The following is a 16,862-nucleotide window of genomic DNA, read 5'->3' as shown; positions in this document are numbered from 1 at the left end:
CGGGGCGCAGTTGCCGTTGGCTTGGTCGTCCCCGCGCAGGCGGGAACGGTAGCGACGTCAGTGAATCACCATCCGCGTGAACGGCTCCACATAGGCCTGCAGCGTGACGAACAGGCCGACCAGAATCGCCAGCACGATCGAGTGGAAAAACACGTAGCGCAGGATGTCGCCCTCGTGGCCGTACCACTTGGTCGCGGTCGAGGCCACCACGATCGACTGCGCATCGATCATCTTGCCCATCACGCCGCCCGAGCTGTTGGCCGACGCCATCAGCACCGGCGACAGCCCGAGCTGCTCCGCGGTGGTCTTCTGCAGCCCGCCGAACAGCACGTTCGACGCGGTGTCGGAGCCGGTCAGCGCGACGCCCAGCCAGCCGAGCATGGTGCCGAACAGCGGGTAGAACACGCCGGTGTGCGCAAAGGCCAGGCCCAGCGTCGCGTCCAGGCCCGAGTAGCGGGTCAGGTAGCCGACGCCGAACATCGCGCAGATCGTCAGCAGCGAGTAGCGCACCAGCTTGATCGTGTTCCAGTACTCGCGCAGCAGGCGCGGCACCGAATAGCCCATCAGCAGCCCGCCGACCACGGCGGCGACCAGGATGCCGGTGCCTGCCATCGACAGCACGTTGAAGTTGAACACCGCGGCCTCGGCGACCTGCTGCGGCACCACCGGCGGCACCTTCAGCACCGCCTTGTCCAGGCCCGGGATCGCGTACTTCCACGACCAGATCGCGTCGAACGCCTTCTTGATCTGCGGCACGCCCCAGATGAAGACGAACACGGTCAGGATCACCCACGGCATCCAGGCCTTGGCGGTCGAGATGCCGGCGGCAGCGGCGTTGGCGCGCGCCTCGGCGGCGACCGCCTCGGGATCGTCGACCTTCGACTCGTCGTGGCGGCCCAGGATCTTGGTGGTGGTCCAGATCTTCTTCGGCTTCCAGACCTTCAGGAACAGCGCCAGCGAGCCCATCGACACCAGCGCGGCGATCACGTCGACCAGCCACGGGCCGTGGTAGTTCGACACCAGGAACTGCGGGATCGCGAAGCTGACGCCGGCCACCAGGATCGCCGGCCAGACCTCGAGCATGCCGCGGAAGCCGGCAAACGCCCAGATCAGCCAGAACGGCACCAGCACCGAGAACAGCGGCAGCTGGCGGCCGATCATCGCCGACAGGTCGAGCAGATCGAGACCGGTCACCGCCGACAGCGCAATGATCGGCGAGCCGAGCGCGCCGTAGGCGACCGGCGCGGTATTGGCGATCAGCGCCAGGCCCGAGGCCGCCAGCGGCGAGAAGCCCAGGCCGATCAGGATCGCGCCCGTGACCGCCACCGGCGTGCCGAAACCGGCCGCGCCCTCGAAGAAGGCGCCGAAGCTGAATGCGACCAGCAGCAGCTGCAGGCGCCTGTCCTCGGTGATGCCGGCGATCGAACCTTGCAGCACCTTGAACGAGCCGTTCAGCGTGGTCAGCCGGTGCAGGAAGATGATGTTCAGCACGATCCAGCCGATCGGGAACAGGCCGGAAGCGATGCCCAGGCCGGCGGCCTTGCCGGCCATCGCGGCGGGCATGCCGAAGATCGCCGAAGCGACCACGATGCCCACCACCAGCGCCAGGCCGGCGGCCAGGTGAGCTTGCAGATGAAAGAACGCCAGTGCGCCCAACAGCACAGCGACCGGCACGCCCGCGGCGAGCGTGGACAGGGCCATGCTGCCAAGCGGGTCGTAGACTTGACTCCACACGATTGAATCCTCCTCAGTGATGGGCCGGCGAGCCATCCTTCTGCGGGCGATCCTCGCCGGTTTGCCTGCGCACGCGAGGGACGCGCAGGGGTGACCCAAGCTTCGCGCACGAGCAAGCGGACGATTTTAAGGACGGCTATACATCACCCGCGATACATCGCGTCATGGTGGGCGTGAACCGGATTCAGGAATCAGGGTTTGCCCGGGGCGCGCGTCCGGTGTGCAGCGTACTCCAATTGTTGCGGAACGGAAATGTCTGCTTGCCGGCACGGCGGCGATGGAACGGCGAGGAAAGGCCGCGCCGGGAGGCGGGCGGCCGGCATCGACGGCGGCGCCCAGGCGGTACGGATCGGCGCTTGCGCGGTGCTCAGGCGAGCGGCAGCACCAGGATGCCCGAGGCGGCCGGCCGCGCGCGCATCTTCGCCAGCCAGCGCTCCAGTTCCGGACGCGGCTCGCGCTGGATCGGCATGCCCATCCAGCGGTGCGCGGCGCAGGCCAGCGAGATGTCGGCCATGCTGAAGCGGTCGTCGCAGATGAACTCGCGCCCGGTCAGCGCCTTGTCGAGCAGCGCGGCAAGCGGCTCGGCGCGCGCGATCGAGCGGGCGACCGCATCGGCGTCGCGGCGCTCTGCCGGCGTGCGCACCGTCTGCACGAAGGCGTCGACCATGGCCGGCGTGAAGGCGGTGTTCTGCCAGTCCATCCAGCGGTCGGCGGAGGCGCGCGTGCGCACGTCCTCCGGCCACAGCGTGCCTTCGCCATACTGCGCGCACAGGTAGCGCACGATCGCATTCGATTCCCACAGCACGAACGGCTCGCCGCCGATATCGGTGCCGCGGAAGTCTTCGATCACCGGGATCAGCCGGTTCGGGTTCAGGCGGACGTAGGCCTCGGTGTCCAGGTCGCCGCGCGTGACGCCGATATCGATCCGCTCGTGATCGAGATGCAGTTCACGCGCGCACCAGACGACCTTCTGGACGTTGATCGAAGAGAGCCGGCCCCAGATGCGCAACATATCGGTCTTCCTTGTTCTGGACGGTGCCGCGGCCTGTCGATCCCGATCAGGCGGCCCTGGCCTGGCCGGCCTGCGCCGCGATGGCCTCGGCGAACAGCTTGCCGAGGATCGCCACCCCTTGCTCGATGCGCTCGGGGGGCACCGTGACGAAGGCCAGCCGCAGCGTATTCTGGCGCGGATTGGTGGCGAAGAACGGGGCGCCGGGCACATAGGCGACATGGCGCTTGACCGCCTCCTGCAGGATCGCCATGCTGTCCAGCCCCTCGGGCAGCGACATCCAGATGAACATGCCACCCTCGGGCTGGTTCCACTTGACGCCGGCCGGCATGTGGCGCGACAGCGCGTCCAGCATGTAGCGGCACTGGCTGCCGTACAGCTCGCGGATGGTCGGGATATGCGTATCGAGCAGGCCGTCGCGGATGGTTTCGTAGGCGACGCGCTGGGTGAAGCTCGGCGTATGCAGGTCGGAGGCTTGCTTGGCCTGGCACAGCTTGAAATGCAGATCGGGCGGGGCGATCACATAGCCCAGGCGCAGGCCCGGGGCCAGCACCTTGGAGAACGAGCCCATGTAGATCACGCCGTCCGGGTTCATCGACAGCAGCGTCGGCAGCTGGTTGCCGGTGTAGCTGAGCTCGCCGTAGGGATCGTCCTCGATCAGCAGCACGTTCAGTTCGCGGGCGCGCTGCACCAGCGCCTGGCGGCGCTCCAGCGGCATGCGGCGGCCGGTCGGGTTCTGGAAGTTCGGCAGCGCGTACAGGAAGCGCGCGCCCGCGGTCAGCTCGGCGGTCAGCGCCTCGGGCTGCAGGCCCTGGTCGTCGCTAGGCAGCGAGACGAACTCGGGCTCGAACAGCGAGAAGGCCTGCAGCGCGCCGAGATAGCTGGGCGTCTCGACCAGCACCGGGCTGCCCGGATCGATCAGCACCTTGGCCAGCAGGTCGAGCGCCTGCTGCGAGCCGGTGGTGATCAGCACGCGCTCGACATCGACGCCATGGCGGCGCGCGATGAATTCGCGCAGCGGCAGATAGCCTTCGGTGGCGGTGTACTGCAGCGCGGCGTGCGGGTTGTCGGCGAATACACGGGCCACCGCCTGTTCCATCGCGGCGACCGGGAAGGTCGCGGGCGACGGCAAGCCGCCGGCGAACGAAATGACTTCCGGACGCTCGGTGACCTTGAGGATTTCGCGGATGGCCGAGCTGGTCAGTTGTTGCGCCCGGCGGGAGATGGCCCAATGCATGATGGTCTCTTGTGTGGTTCTCGCGCGGCGGCGCCGCGCGATGTCGGTCAAATCGATGTGGCGATGCGCGGCGCGCACGCCTGAAACGGTGGGGCTGGTCTTATTGGGCGGCTTGCACCTCGACGATCATCTCGATCTCGACGCAGGCGCCCAGCGGAATCTGCGCGACGCCGAACGCGCTGCGCGCATGCTTGCCCTTGTCGCCGAACACTTCGGCCAGCAGCTCGGAACAGCCGTTGGTGACCAGGTGCTGCTCGGTGAAGTCCGGCGTCGAATTGACCAGGCTCATCACCTTGACGATGCGCGTCACGCGGTTCAGGTCGCCGACATGCGCGTGCAGCGTCGCCAGCAGGTCGATCGCGATCGCGCGCGCCGCCGCCTTGCCCTCTTCGGTGCCCAGCTGGTCGCCGAGCTTGCCGACCCACGGCTTGCCGTCCTTGCGGGCGATATGGCCCGACAGGAAGACCGTGTTGCCGGTCTGCGCGGCCATCACGTAGGCGGCGGCCGGGGCGCCGGCGGCCGGCAGTTCGATGCCCAGGCGGGCGAGGGTGTCGTAGACGGACATGAAGACTCCTGTTTCTCGAGAGTTCGGGGTGGTTCAGCGGGATCGTGCCGGCGGCAGGCCGGTGGACGCGGCGGCAGCGGCCGTAGCGGCAGCAGCGGGCGCGGCGCGTACCGCGGTGCGGCGGCCCAGCGCCACCACCGCGATCACCGCGACGGCGAAACCGATGGTGGGCGCGTCGAGCGGCTCGGCCAGCAGCCAGGCGCCGCCGGCCAGCGTCATGAACGGCTGCAGCAATTGTATCTGGCCGACGCGGGCCACGCCCCCTTTCGCCAGTCCGGCGTACCAGAAGACGAAGCCGATGAACATCGAAAAGAGCGAGACGTAGGCCATGCCCAGCCATGCGCGCGCCGACGCCGCGGCGATCTGCGGCAGCGTCTGCGCGGCCAGCCACGCGACCGTCGGCAGCACCACCGGCAGCGAGACCACCAGCGCCCAGCTGATCGTTTCGAGGCCGCCGAGCTCGCGCGACAGCTTGCCGCCTTCGGCGTAGCCGAGCGCGCCCAGTACCATCGCGGCGAACAGCAGCCAGTCGGCGTGCTGCAGCGCGCCGGCGCCTTGCCACAGCGCGAAGCCGACCACCAGCGCGCTGCCCGCGAGCGCCGCGGCCCAGAATGCGGTCGACGGCCGCTCGCGGCCGAACCAGGCGGCGAATACCGCGGTGGCCAGCGGCAGCAGCCCGATCACGATCGCGCCATGGCTGGCCGGCACCTCGCGCATCGCCAGCGACGAGAACAGCGGAAAGCCGATCACCACGCCCAGCGCGGTCACGGCGAGCCGCAACCATTGTCCGCCACGCGGGCGGCGCGCCGCCGACAGCGCGCCGCGTTGCCACAGCAGCGCCAAGGCGAGCAGCGTGGCGACCAGCGCGCGGGCCAGCGCGACGAAGGTGGCGTCGAGCTCGGCCACCGCCATCCGCGTGAACGGCAGCGTCTGGCTGAAGATCGCCACGCCGATGAAGCCGAGCAGCATGCCGCCGCTCGGGGTGTCGGCCGGCATGGCCGCGCGCGATGAACAGGTCGCGGCGGAGTCGCGTTGCGTCATGACAGGGTCCTGGTGGCGTTCATGCGGGGCCGCTTGTGCAGCGTCAAGAAATCGCGGGCCGCCCGGCGAAGGCGATCCACAGCGCGGTGGCCGCCAGCGCCAACCCCATCGCGCGGTTGAACCAGCGGATGCGCTGGCCGACCTGCAGCCACTGGCGCAGCGACGCGCCCATCGCGCCGTAGGCGCCGTTGCTCAGAAAGCCGAACACGCCGAACACCGCGCATACCAGCAGACCGCGCTGCAGCGGCGACGCGGCGCCCGACATGTAGGAGGCGGCGATCGCCAGCGCCAGCATCCAGGCCTTGATGTTGGCGTACTGCAGCGCCACCGATTGCCAGACCGACAGCGGCGCCAGCACCTGCCGCTCGCTGAGCGCGGCGCTGCGGCCGATCTTCGCGGCCAGCCACAGCAGATAGGCCACGCCGGCCAGATGGACGATCGTGGCCAGCACCGGGCTTGCCACGATCAGCGCGCCGACGCCGGCCGCGCACAGCGCGAGGATGCTGGCAAAGCCGAGCGCGACGCCGATGCAGTGCGGCAGCGTCGCGCGCAGGCCGAAATTGGCCCCGGTCACCGCGGCAATGGTGGTGTTGGGTCCGGGCGTGAACAGGCCGACCGTCATCAGCGACAGCAGCGCGGCAAACTGCGTCACGCTCAGCCCGGCGAGCCAGCCGGCCGGCGCGGCATCCATCGGCATCGCACTCATGCCGCGGCGCGCGCCGGCCTGGCGTCGGAGCCGGCCTGGGCAGCCGCGGCCTGTCCGGCCGCCTCGGCGAAGTTGACGACCACGCGCCGGTTGGTGCGGCTCTTCTTCTCGATCTTGGTCACCGCCACCGGGCCGATCTCGCCGACCGCGGCAACATGGGTGCCGCCGCAGGGCTGCCGGTCGATGCCGGGGATCTCGATGATGCGGATCTGGCTGGTGCCCGCGGGCGGCGCCGCGCCGATGGTGCGTACCAGTTCCGGCTCGGCCGCCAGCTGCTCCGGCGTGATGCGGTCGATCCGGACCGGTGTATTGGCGGCGATCAGCGCATTGAGCCGCTCGCTGAGCTCGGCCTTGTCCAGCGTCGATTCGGGCAGGTCGAAGTCGATCCGCGCCGTGTCCGGGTTGATGTTGCAGCCGGTCACCGGCACGGGGATCAGCGAGCCGAGCAGATGCAGGCAGGTGTGCAGCCGCACCAGCCGATGGCGGCGCGCCCAGTCGATCGCGACGGTGACGCGCTCGCCCGGGGCCAGCGCCGGCAGCGGCTGGTCGGGCGCGGGCACGTGCAGGATCGCGCTGCGGTCGGCCGCGTACAGGGTTTCGCCCAGCGCGATCGTGCTGCCGTCGGCCAGCGTCAGCGTCCCGGTATCGCCGGCCTGGCCGCCGCTGCGCGCGTAGCAGACGGTTTCGTCGAGCACGATGCCTTCGGGCAGTACCGCGAGCACGGTGGCGTCGCAGCGGTCGAGATAGGCGTCCTCGTCGAAGCGCTTGCGCGTCGGCGGCAACGGGGTGTCGGACATCGGGAGTCTCCTGTCGTGCGGGTGCGGGTTATCTGGATCGGTATGGGTCGTCCGCCGGGGCCTGTACCGGTGCGGCGGCCTGTCGCGGCATGGCCTTGCCGGCCGGACAGTCGGCGCCGGTGCGCCGGGTGACGCCGGACCGGCTTTTATCGTGTGTCGATGTTAGACAAGGTTGTCGGTACAGTACCGATACAGTTATTCTGCTGATCCTCAGTACAGTTTTCGGGGACCGTCCATGGAAACAGGAAATCAGGCCGGGTCGCCGCACGGCGAGACCGGGCAAGCGCCGCCGGCCGGGCAAGCGACCGAGGCGGCCGGCAGGCCGGCGCGCGCCGCCAGCCGCCGTCCGCTGCGGCTGGTCCTGCCGTCGGCCCCTCCGGCATCGGGCGAGCTGTCGGCCGCCGACAGCCTGCCGGACCCGGTGCCCTCGGCGCAGATGACGCTGGTCGGGCAGCTGACCGAATGGGCGCGGATGCGGATCGAGGAGCGGGTGTTCCGCCCCGGCATGCGCATGCCTTCGATCCGGCAGCTCGCCCAGGACAAGGGCATCTCGCGCTTTACCGTGGTCGAGGCCTATGACCGGCTGGTCGCGCTGGGCTATCTGGAATCGCGGCGCGGCTCCGGCTTCTTCGTGCGCGAGCGCGGGCCGTCGATCGGCCCCGGCCCGGGCACCGGCCTGCCAGCCGAGGGCGCCTCGACGGCGCCGCATGCGTCGCGCAACATCGACGTGCCCTGGCTGCTGCGCAACATGTTCCACCGTGCCGAGCCGCGCAAGGCGCCGGGCCTGGGCTTCCTGCCCAACGACTGGCTCGACGGCGAACTGATCGGCAGCGCGCTGCGCGGCCTGGCGCGCCAGCCGGGCAGCCATTTCCTGGCCAGCGGCACGCCCGAAGGCTTCCTGCCGCTGCGCCAGCAGCTGCGCACGCGGCTGGCGGAGCTGGAAATCGGCGCCGCGCCCGAGCAGATCGTGCTGACCTCGGGGATCACGCAGGCGCTGGACCTGATCGCGCGGCTCTATGTTCGTCCCGGCGATCCGGTGCTGGTCGGCGATCCGGCCTGGTTCGTGATGTTCGCGCGCTTCGCCGCCCAGGGTGCGCAGGTGATCGGCGTGCCGTACACGGCCGAGGGTCCTGACCTCGAAGCGCTGGAGCGCATCGTGCAGGCCCATCGTCCGCGGCTGCTGGTCCTCAATTCGGTGCTGCACAATCCGACCGGCACCTCGCTGTCGGCCGCCAAGGCCTTCCAGCTGCTGCGGCTGGCCGAGCAGTACGACTTCCTGGTGGTCGAGGACGACATCTACTGCGACCTGTGCCCGCCCGGCCATCCGGCCACGCGGCTGGCCAGCCTGGACCAGCTGCGCCGCGTGATCTACCTGGGCAGCTTCTCCAAGACGCTGGCCGCCAATCTGCGGGTCGGCTTCGTCGCGGCGCGCCCCGAACTGGCGCAGAGCCTGACCGACACCAAGCTGCTGGCCGGGCTGGCCACGCCGGAGATCAACGAGCGCGTGCTGTACAAGGTGCTGACCGAAGGCCACTACCGCAAGCACGTCGAGCGCGTGCGCAATCGCCTCGAGCGCGCCCGCGACGAGACCCGGCACGCGCTGGAGAAGCTGGGGCTGACGCTGTTCCCCGGCCAGCATGCCGGCATGTACCTGTGGGCCGATACCGGCCGCGATACCAACGCGATCGCCACCGCCGGACACGAGGAGGGCTATCTGTTCGCGCCCGGCAGCCTGTTCTCGCCGTCGCAGCTGCCGTCGGGCTGGATGCGCTTCAACGTCGCCTGCGGCCACGATCCGCAGATGCTGGATTTCCTGGCCCGCCAGCTGGACCGGCTGTAGCCCGCGGCCGCCCCGGGGCGGCCTCGAGCGCCGGGCCGCCACTTGAAAATCCGCCGGGGCGTCCCTATCTGGCCGCCACCGGCGCCGCCATGCCACCCACCCCGGCGCACCGGACCGAACGATGGGCGCTGCCGCCTTTGCGCGGCGGCGGCGCCGGGATTCATTGACGAGGAGAACCATGAACGCCACGCACGAGACGATGAGCTTCCAGGCGGAAGTCAAGCAGCTGCTGCATCTGATGATCCACAGCCTGTACAGCAACAAGGAGATCTTCCTGCGCGAGCTGATCTCGAACGCCTCGGATGCCACCGACAAGCTGCGCTTCGAGGCGATCGCCAATCCCGCGCTGCTCGAGAACGACGCCGACCTGGCGATCCGCATCGAGACCGACAGCAAGGCCCGCACCATCACGATCACCGACAACGGCATCGGCATGAGCCGCGACGAGGCGATCCGCAACCTCGGCACGATCGCGCGTTCGGGCACCAAGGAATTCTTCGAGCAGCTGTCGGGCGACCAGCAGAAGGACGCGGCGCTGATCGGCCAGTTCGGCGTCGGCTTCTACTCGGCCTTCATCGTGGCCGACCGCGTCACCGTCGAGACCCGCCGCGCCGGCCTGGCCGCCTCCGAGGGGGTGCGCTGGGAGAGCGCCGGCGACGGCGAGTTCACCGTCGATGCGATCGAGCGCACCGAGCGCGGCACCGCGATCACGCTGCATCTGCGCGAGGGCGAGGACGACTTCCTGTCGGCATGGAAGATCAAGGACATCATCCGCAAGTACTCGGACCATATCTCGCTGCCGATCCGCATGCCCAAGGAGGTCTGGGACGCCGACACCAGCGCGTACAAGCGCACCGACGAGTGGGAGAGCGTCAACCAGGCCAGCGCGCTGTGGACGCGGGCCAAGAGCGACATCACCGACGAGCAGTACGTCGCCTTCTACCAGCACATCGCGCACGACCACGAGAAGCCGCTGGCGTGGACGCACAACCGCGTCGAAGGCCGCAACGAATACACGCAGCTGCTGTACATCCCGGCGCGCGCGCCGTTCGACCTGTGGGACCGCAACCATCGCGGCGGCCTGAAGCTGTACGTCAAGCGCGTCTTCATCATGGACGATGCCGAGCAGCTGCTGCCGAACTACCTGCGCTTCGTCAAGGGCGTGATCGATTCGTCCGACCTGCCGCTGAACGTGTCGCGCGAATTGCTGCAGGAAAGCCGCGACGTCAAGGCGATCCGCGAAGGCAGCACCAAGCGCGTGCTGTCGATGCTCGAAGCGATGGCCGACAGCGAGGACCAGGCCGAGCGCGACAAGTACGCGAGCTTCTGGCAGCAGTTCGGCCAGGTGCTCAAGGAAGGCCTGGGCGAGGACACCGCGAACCAGGAGCGTCTCGCCAAACTGCTGCGCTTCGCCTCGACCCATCAGGATTCGGCCGAGCAGACCGTGTCGCTGGCCGACTATGTCGGCCGCATGAAGGAAGGGCAGGACAAGATCTACTACGTGACCGCCGACACCTGGAATGCCGCCAAGGCCAGCCCGCATCTGGAGGTGTTCCGCAAGAAGGGTATCGAGGTGCTGCTGCTGACGGACCGCGTCGACGAATGGATGCTGTCCTTCCTGAACGAGTTCGACGGCAAGGAGCTGGTGTCGGTCGCGCGCGGCGGCCTGGACCTGGGCGCCCTGGCCGACGAAGAGGAAAAGGCCGAGCAGCAGAAGGCCGAGGACGAATGGAAGGACGTGCTGACGCGCGCCAGGGAGGTGCTGGCAGACAAGGCCAAGGACGTGCGCGTGACGCTGCGCCTGACCGACTCGGCCTCGTGCCTGGTGTCGGACGAGGGCGAGATCAGCGGCTATCTGCAGCGGCTGCTGAAGCAGGCCGGCCAGAAGGCGCCGCAGACCAAGCCGATCCTCGAGCTGAACCCGTCGCACGCGCTGGTCGGCAAGCTGCGCCAGCTTGGCGAGAGCGATGCCGATGCCTTCGCCGATCGCGTGCACGTGCTGTTCGACCAGGCGCTGCTGGCCGAGGGCGGCATGCTGGAAGACCCCGCCGCCTACGTGCAGCGGATCAACAAGCTGCTGGCCTGATGCCGGCCCGGCGCGGCGGGTCAGTGGAGGCGGCACCGGCAGACCTGCAGCAGGGCCTGCCGCCGGTGATCGACCGCCATACCCGCGTGCTGATCCTCGGCAGCTTCCCGGGCGCGGCGTCGCTGGCCGCGCGCCAGTACTACGCGCATCCGCGCAACCAGTTCTGGCCGCTGCTGGGGGCGCTGCTCGGCGAGCCGCTGCCCGAGCTGCCCTATGCCGAGCGGCTGACGCGCGTGCTGGCGCATCGCGTCGGCATCTGGGACGTGCTGGGCGCCTGCGTGCGGCCCGGCAGTCTCGATTCCAATATCCGCCACCCGCAGGCCAACGACTTCGAGCGCCTGCGGCAGCTGGCGCCGGCGCTGCGCCGCGTCGGTTTCAACGGCGGCACCTCGGGCCGCTTCGCGCCGCAATTCGCCGCGGCCGGCTACGAGACCGTGGTGCTGCCCTCGTCCAGCCCCGCCCATGCCGCGCGCACCTTCGAGCAGAAACTGGAGCTGTGGCGCGCGCTTCTGTCACAATCGCGGCCGTGATTGACGCCGGACCGCCTCTTCGAATGGGGCGGTCTTTCCGTAGCCCGCCGCATTGCTGACTGCGTTGCGGACCGCATTGCCGACCGCATTGCCGACCCATGACCCTGTTGAAAAGAAAATCGATCGAAGCCGTGGCTTCGCGCCGCCCCGCGCGCGGCGAACGCGAGCGCGCCGAGCGCCGCCACGATCGCGACACGGCCGCCGACCGTGACCCGAGCGACGAGAAACGGATGACGCCGCGCTTTGCGCCGGTGACCTTCTCCGAGTGGAACGGCGTGCGCTATCTGCATTTCGGCACGGAGTGGGTGCAGGGCGCGATGCGGCTGCGCAAGCCCGATGCGATCGAGCTGGAGTACGCGCAGCAGATGATGGCCTGGCTGTTGTTCCTGTCGCCGTCGCAAGCCGATTTCCATATCGCGCAGCTGGGCCTGGGCGCGGCCTCGCTGACGAAGTTCTGCCACCGGCATTTCGCCAAGGCGCGTGTCACTGCGGTGGAGCTGAATCCCGCGGTGATCGTTGCCGGCCGCAGCATGTTCGGCCTGCGCGAGAACGATGCGCGTCTGACCGTGCGCGAGCAGGATGCCTGGGACTATGTGATGGACCCCGCCAACACCGCCGCGCACGACGTGCTGCAGGTCGACCTTTACGACGCCACCGCGCGCGGGCCGGTGCTCGACACCACGGCGTTCTACAAGGCCTGCCGGCGCGTGCTGAAGGCCCCTGGCGTGATGACGATCAACCTGTTCGGCGACCACGACAGCTTTCCGAAGAACATCGTGCGGATCTGCGAGGCCTTCGACGATCGCGTGCTGGTGTTCCCGGAGGTGCATGACGGCAACGTGATCGCGCTGGCGTTCAACGGGCCGCCGATCGATATCGACTGGGAGAGCCTGGACCAGCGCGCGCGCGTGGTGCAGGAAGCGACCGGCCTGCCGGCGCGGCAATGGGTCAAGGGCCTGCGCCGCGCAAACGCGCGGCAGGAGGCGCGCTTGCGGATTTGACGCGGCAGCGCGTTCGATCCGCCTGATGGTGTTCTCCCTCTCCCCTCAGGGGGAGAGAGTTGGGGAGAGGGAGGTGGTTTTCGACTGCGGTAGTGTCTGGACCGCCGTTGGCCTCTCCCCCAAGAGGGGCGCCTGCCCGCCTGATTCGGGAGCCGCCTGTCGCTATTCCTTGTGGAAGAACTGCGCCAGCGACCATTCGTCGGTGCGCGCTTCGTAGCGGATGCCCTTGCGCATCGCCCACATCGCCAGCTGGCTGTGCGACGGAATGATGGCGTGGTCGGCCAGCGCGAACTTCGCCGCGGCGCGGGCGTTCTCCTCGCGCGCCTTGTCGCTGCTGATTGTGGTCAGCGAGGTCTCGATCAGCTTGTCCAGCTGCGGATTGCTGTAGCGCCCCCAGTTCCACGTGCCGTAGCCGGTCTTGGGATCGGGCGTGCCCGTGATCGAGCGCAGCGCGACGTCGGCCGCTGCCGAGCCCCAGCCCAGCATCTGGAACGAGAAATCGCCCTGGCGCGCGCGCGTGAAGTAGGCCGCCACCGGCATCGTCTCCACCTTGGTCTGGATGCCGATGCGCGTCAGCATGCTGGCGGTGGCCTGCGCCACCTGCGCGTCGTTCAGGTAGCGGTTGTTGGTCGCATGCAGCGTCAGGCCGAAGCCGTCGGGGTAGCCGGCCTGCGCCAGCAGCTGCCTGGCGCGCTGCGGATCGTAGGCGTCGGGCCTGGTGCCCGGATGGCCGAAGATCTGCGGCGAGACGATCGACGAGGCCGGCACCGCCAGGCCTTCCATGATGCGCGAGACGATCGCGTCGCGGTTCAGCGCGTGACTGATCGCGGCGCGCACGCGCGCGTCCTTGAACGGGTTCTTGCCGAGCGGCTTGCCGGCGCGGTCGGTCACATAAGGCGGGTTGTCGCGCGACTGGTCCATCTGCCAGAAGATCGTGCGCCACGAGACCTGCTGCTCGATGCGAAAGCGTGCGTCCTTCTTCAGCTTCGCCACGTCGGCCGACGGCACGCTCTCGATCACGTCGACATCGCCGGCCAGCAGCGCCGAGGTGCGCGCGCCGCTGTCGGTGATGATGCGGAACACCGCGCGGTCCCACTCGGGCTTCGGCCCCCAGTAGTCCGGATTGCGCTCCATCACGATCTCGCTGCCGCGCGCGAAGCGGACGAACTTGAACGGCCCGGTGCCGATCATCGCCTTGCCGCTGTCGAAGTCCGTCTGGTTCAGCGTGGCGGCGATGCGCTTGGGCATGATCGGTACGCTGTTCAGGTCGTTGGCGAGGTTGGCGTAGTTGCGCACGTTCATCGTCAGCCGCACCGTCAGCGGGTCGGGCGTATCGATCCGCGCGATCGGCTTGGTGTAGCTGGTGAACGAGCCCGGCGCGTTGGTCAGCTTCTCGGGGCGCTGCAGCGACGCCTTGACGTCCTCGCTGGTGAACGGCGCGCCGTCGTGCCACTTGACGTTGGGACGCAGCTTGATTTCCCAGGTGGTGGCGTCGATCGGCTTCCACGACAGCGCGAGCCCCGGGATGTAGCGGGCGTTCTTGTCCATGAACACCAGCGATTCGAAGATATGCAGCGCGATCGCGTTGTTGGGCCCCGCGTTGTTCCAGTGCGGGTCCATCGACGTGACGTCGGCCGCCAGGCCGATGCGCAGGTCTTCGGCCTGCGCGGCGCCGGCCGGCAGCAGCGCGAAGGCCGCGCTCGCGCCCAGCGTGGCCAGCAGCGCGGCGCTGGCCTGCAGCCAGCCGCGGCGCGACGGCAGGGCAGGGGTGGTCTGGCGAGACGGGTGAAGAGGGCGTTGGCGGTGCGGCATCGTTCGTTGGCTCCTGGTACGGGCCTGCGCGGTGGCTGCTGCGGCTGCGGCCGAGGCGGGCAGGCGGGTTCGCGGATGGCTTTGTTGCGCATTGTGCCGATAAATCGCGGGGCGCGTGCGATGCGTGCGTCATATGCTTATGGCGGCCGCAGGCGTCCGGGCGGGCAGGCACAACGCACTCATCCGAAGGGCACCCACCGAAGCGCAGCCCCCGAAGCGAGATTGGCGAAGCGCGACCATCGAAGCGCACCGGCGGCAAAGCGTGTCGACCGGAGCGCGCCCGGTAGAATCGCGCCCATGTTCGCCAACTCCCGTCCGATCGCATCGGCCCAGACCGATGCCCACCAGCAGCTCGCCACCCGCGTCGCCCGTCATCTCGCCGAGCCGTTCCGCAAGCCGATCGGCGAGGTCAGCCGGCGCGCGCTCGATGCGGCGCTGGCCAGCTGGCAGGCGGCCGGCGGGGCGCCGCTGATTCTCGATGCCGGCTGCGGCGTCGGCGAAAGCACGCTGCGGCTGGCGCAGGCACATCCGGACCACTTCGTCATCGGCGTCGATCAGTCGGAAAAGCGGCTGACGGCCGGCAAGGACTGGTGGCACGACGCGCTGCCGGGCAACTTCGTCTGGGCGCGCGCCGATCTGGTCGATGTCTGGCGCCTGCTGCAGCGCGACCGCATTGCGGTGGCGCGCCACTACGTGCTGTATCCGAATCCGTGGCCCAAGATCGGTCACCTGGGACGGCGCTGGCACGGCCATGCGGTGTTTCCCGCGCTGGCCGCTTGCGGCGGCTACCTGGAGTGCCGCAGCAACTGGCCCGTCTATATCGACGAATTCGCGCAGGCGCTGGCGCTGGTGGGCCGGCCCGCGCGTACCGAGCCGTGGCATCCGGAACAGCCGATGACGCCGTTCGAGCGCAAGTACCGGGCCTCGGGCCACCCGCTGTGGCGCTGTGTCAGCGAGGGGCCGGCGCCCCAATGAAAACGGCCCGCATCGCTGCGGGCCGTGGACCTGTCTGTCGTCCCCGCGAAAGCGGGGTTCCAGTGACTGCAGTGGTTCGCAAGACGCTGGGTCCCCGCCTGCGCGGGGACGACCGGATGCGAAACCTCAGTGGAACAGCGGCTGCTGCGTCGGCGCGTCCTCGGGCAGCTCGGCGTGCACGATCTCGCCGGAGCGGTCGGCGTACAGCGGCGTGCCGCAGTCCTCGCAGTATTCGGGATCGAACAGCGACGCGTGGCGGAAGATGTCGTCGACGCCGGCGTTGCGCAGTTCCTCGCAGATCTGTTCGAGCGGATTGCCTTGCCCGCTGTCGTCGATCTCGCCTGACTCGCGGCCGTAGACCGGCCAGACGATGCCGTAGATCACGTCCTTCTCTCCGCGCATCGTGAACGCGACGCGGTATTCCTCGACCTCGTCCTCGCCGAAGGCCGCGGTGACCGCGGCCAGCTGGCCGGCGGTGATATCGAGCGTGCCGCACAGGTAGTTGACCGCCGCGCGCACCGTCAGCGGACGGATGCTCTTGTCCGACTCGCGGCACGACAGGAAGAAGGCGTCGGGCAGCAGCAGCTCGAACTCGCAGCCGGGCAGCAGCAGCGCCAGCGAGGGCTGGACCTGCGTGCGCCATTGCTCCAGGCACACCGAGCGCTCGGCGTGGTGTTCCTTCGATTCCTCCTGCCAGCGGAACAACGGCTGCTCGTGCTCGGCGACCACCACCGCCAGCAGATAGCGCGGGTCGGCCAGGATCGGCGCGGTCTCGGGCAGGTCGCGCAGATCGACCTTGGGCGCGACGCCGGCCAGCGCGGCCGAGATCAGCTTGTGGGTCAGCGCGAAGGTGTCGCTATGGGTGCGCGGCAGCTGGTCGATGCTGTACAGATACGGCGACAGCGCCATCCGCGCATTCGAGGCCAGCACATGGGCCTGCAGGTGCACGGCGAGCGTCTGCGCCTGCTCGGGCTTGAGCGCGCCCGACGGAATCGCGTAGCGGGTGTGGGCCAGGATCGGCGCCGCGATCAGCAGCGCGTCGTAACGCACGCCGTCGATTTCGACCGTGGCCGACTCTGCCAGCGTCTCGGCCTGCTCGGCCAGCACGTCGGAGGCGTCGACGTTGTGCTTGAACAGATGCTCGAGCGCGGCGTCCAGCGCGGATTGGCTGCCGTTTTTCAGCAGCCGGCCCAGGCGTTGCGATAGGCGCCGTTCCCAATACGCGTCCTCCATGCGGCTACCCGACGCATCCAGTGCGAGCGCATCGGCGACGAGACGCTCCGCGTCCGGCGACAGTCGTTGAGAGGCCTTGGGGCGAAAACCTGCCATATGCTGAGTTCATCCGTTTTTCGGTAAAACGGTATTCTACTCGTTGCGTTGACACGGCCCAGCGAACGCATGGGCAAACCCTGATGGGTCTGGCATGCGTCCGCATGATCGGCGTGTCGGCGTCGCCTGCATCTTCCCCGCATCCGTCGGGGCGTGCAGCGTGTCCCTGTTGGACCGGCGCGGTATCGCCGCGCGACGCA

The 16,862-nt window shown here is 69.1% G+C and carries 14 protein-coding genes; 5 read left to right on the top strand and 9 right to left on the bottom strand.

Going from position 1 to position 16,862, the window contains the following annotated elements; translation table 11 throughout:
- Window positions 1-57: 57 nt before the first annotated feature.
- The 7 genes from FOB47_RS20185 to FOB47_RS20155 all read right to left on the bottom strand — a co-directional run bounded on the left by FOB47_RS20185 (window position 58) and on the right by FOB47_RS20155 (window position 7,089).
- Window positions 58-1,734 carry an L-lactate permease gene (locus FOB47_RS20185; protein WP_053822208.1) on the bottom strand — a complete coding sequence of 559 codons (1,677 nt, stop codon included), beginning with the start codon at window positions 1,732-1,734 and terminating at the stop codon, window positions 58-60.
- A gap of 367 nt (window positions 1,735-2,101) precedes the next feature.
- Complete coding sequence (locus tag FOB47_RS20180) at window positions 2,102-2,746, bottom strand: glutathione S-transferase family protein (protein ID WP_053822207.1); 645 nt, start codon at window positions 2,744-2,746, stop codon at window positions 2,102-2,104.
- A gap of 46 nt (window positions 2,747-2,792) precedes the next feature.
- A complete protein-coding gene (locus tag FOB47_RS20175) occupies window positions 2,793-3,980 on the bottom strand; it encodes an aminotransferase-like domain-containing protein (protein WP_174781930.1) in 1,188 nt (395 codons plus the stop codon).
- Between the two features lie 100 nt (window positions 3,981-4,080).
- On the bottom strand, window positions 4,081-4,545 hold the full coding sequence (locus FOB47_RS20170; RefSeq protein ID WP_053822206.1) for a RidA family protein: 465 nt from the start codon (window positions 4,543-4,545) through the stop codon (window positions 4,081-4,083).
- 33 nt (window positions 4,546-4,578) lie between these two features.
- On the bottom strand, window positions 4,579-5,514 hold the full coding sequence (locus FOB47_RS20165) for a DMT family transporter (RefSeq protein WP_144425897.1): 936 nt from the start codon (window positions 5,512-5,514) through the stop codon (window positions 4,579-4,581).
- A gap of 115 nt (window positions 5,515-5,629) precedes the next feature.
- Window positions 5,630-6,283, bottom strand: a complete 654-nt coding sequence (locus FOB47_RS20160; RefSeq protein WP_174782510.1) for a LysE family translocator — start codon at window positions 6,281-6,283, stop codon at window positions 5,630-5,632.
- 5 nt (window positions 6,284-6,288) lie between these two features.
- Window positions 6,289-7,089, bottom strand: a complete 801-nt coding sequence (locus FOB47_RS20155; RefSeq protein WP_390884859.1) for an alanyl-tRNA editing protein — start codon at window positions 7,087-7,089, stop codon at window positions 6,289-6,291.
- A gap of 235 nt (window positions 7,090-7,324) precedes the next feature.
- On the opposite strand from FOB47_RS20155, the gene FOB47_RS20150 reads away from it, so the two are divergent.
- The 4 genes from FOB47_RS20150 to FOB47_RS20135 all read left to right on the top strand — a co-directional run bounded on the left by FOB47_RS20150 (window position 7,325) and on the right by FOB47_RS20135 (window position 12,546).
- Window positions 7,325-8,929: an aminotransferase-like domain-containing protein gene (locus tag FOB47_RS20150; RefSeq protein ID WP_082371508.1), complete on the top strand. Its 1,605-nt coding sequence runs from the start codon at window positions 7,325-7,327 to the stop codon at window positions 8,927-8,929.
- Window positions 8,930-9,107: 178 nt separating this feature from the next.
- A complete protein-coding gene (gene htpG, locus FOB47_RS20145; RefSeq protein WP_174781929.1) occupies window positions 9,108-11,015 on the top strand; it encodes a molecular chaperone HtpG in 1,908 nt (635 codons plus the stop codon).
- Window positions 11,015-11,545, top strand: a complete 531-nt coding sequence (locus FOB47_RS20140; RefSeq protein WP_053822203.1) for a DNA-deoxyinosine glycosylase — start codon at window positions 11,015-11,017, stop codon at window positions 11,543-11,545. Before htpG ends, FOB47_RS20140 begins: the two co-directional genes overlap by 1 nt.
- 98 nt (window positions 11,546-11,643) lie before the next feature.
- On the top strand, window positions 11,644-12,546 hold the full coding sequence (locus FOB47_RS20135; RefSeq protein WP_174781928.1) for a class I SAM-dependent methyltransferase: 903 nt from the start codon (window positions 11,644-11,646) through the stop codon (window positions 12,544-12,546).
- Window positions 12,547-12,708: 162 nt separating this feature from the next.
- Here FOB47_RS20135 and FOB47_RS20130 read toward each other — a convergent pair whose 3' ends face one another.
- Window positions 12,709-14,358, bottom strand: a complete 1,650-nt coding sequence (locus FOB47_RS20130; protein ID WP_174781927.1) for an ABC transporter substrate-binding protein — start codon at window positions 14,356-14,358, stop codon at window positions 12,709-12,711.
- A gap of 297 nt (window positions 14,359-14,655) precedes the next feature.
- Between FOB47_RS20130 and trmB the strand changes: the two genes are divergently transcribed.
- Window positions 14,656-15,333 carry a tRNA (guanine(46)-N(7))-methyltransferase TrmB gene (gene trmB / locus FOB47_RS20125; RefSeq protein ID WP_174781926.1) on the top strand — a complete coding sequence of 226 codons (678 nt, stop codon included), beginning with the start codon at window positions 14,656-14,658 and terminating at the stop codon, window positions 15,331-15,333.
- A gap of 126 nt (window positions 15,334-15,459) precedes the next feature.
- Here the strand turns inward: trmB and FOB47_RS20120 are convergent, their stop codons facing one another.
- Window positions 15,460-16,662: a DUF2863 family protein gene (locus tag FOB47_RS20120; RefSeq protein ID WP_053822200.1), complete on the bottom strand. Its 1,203-nt coding sequence runs from the start codon at window positions 16,660-16,662 to the stop codon at window positions 15,460-15,462.
- Window positions 16,663-16,862 lie beyond the last annotated feature (200 nt).

This window comes from Cupriavidus gilardii (assembly GCF_013347325.1).
GTDB classification, from domain to species: Bacteria; Pseudomonadota; Gammaproteobacteria; order Burkholderiales; family Burkholderiaceae; genus Cupriavidus; species Cupriavidus gilardii.
The sequence above is the reverse complement of the archived record's forward strand: the minus strand, read 5'-3'. Positions and strand labels throughout refer to the sequence as shown.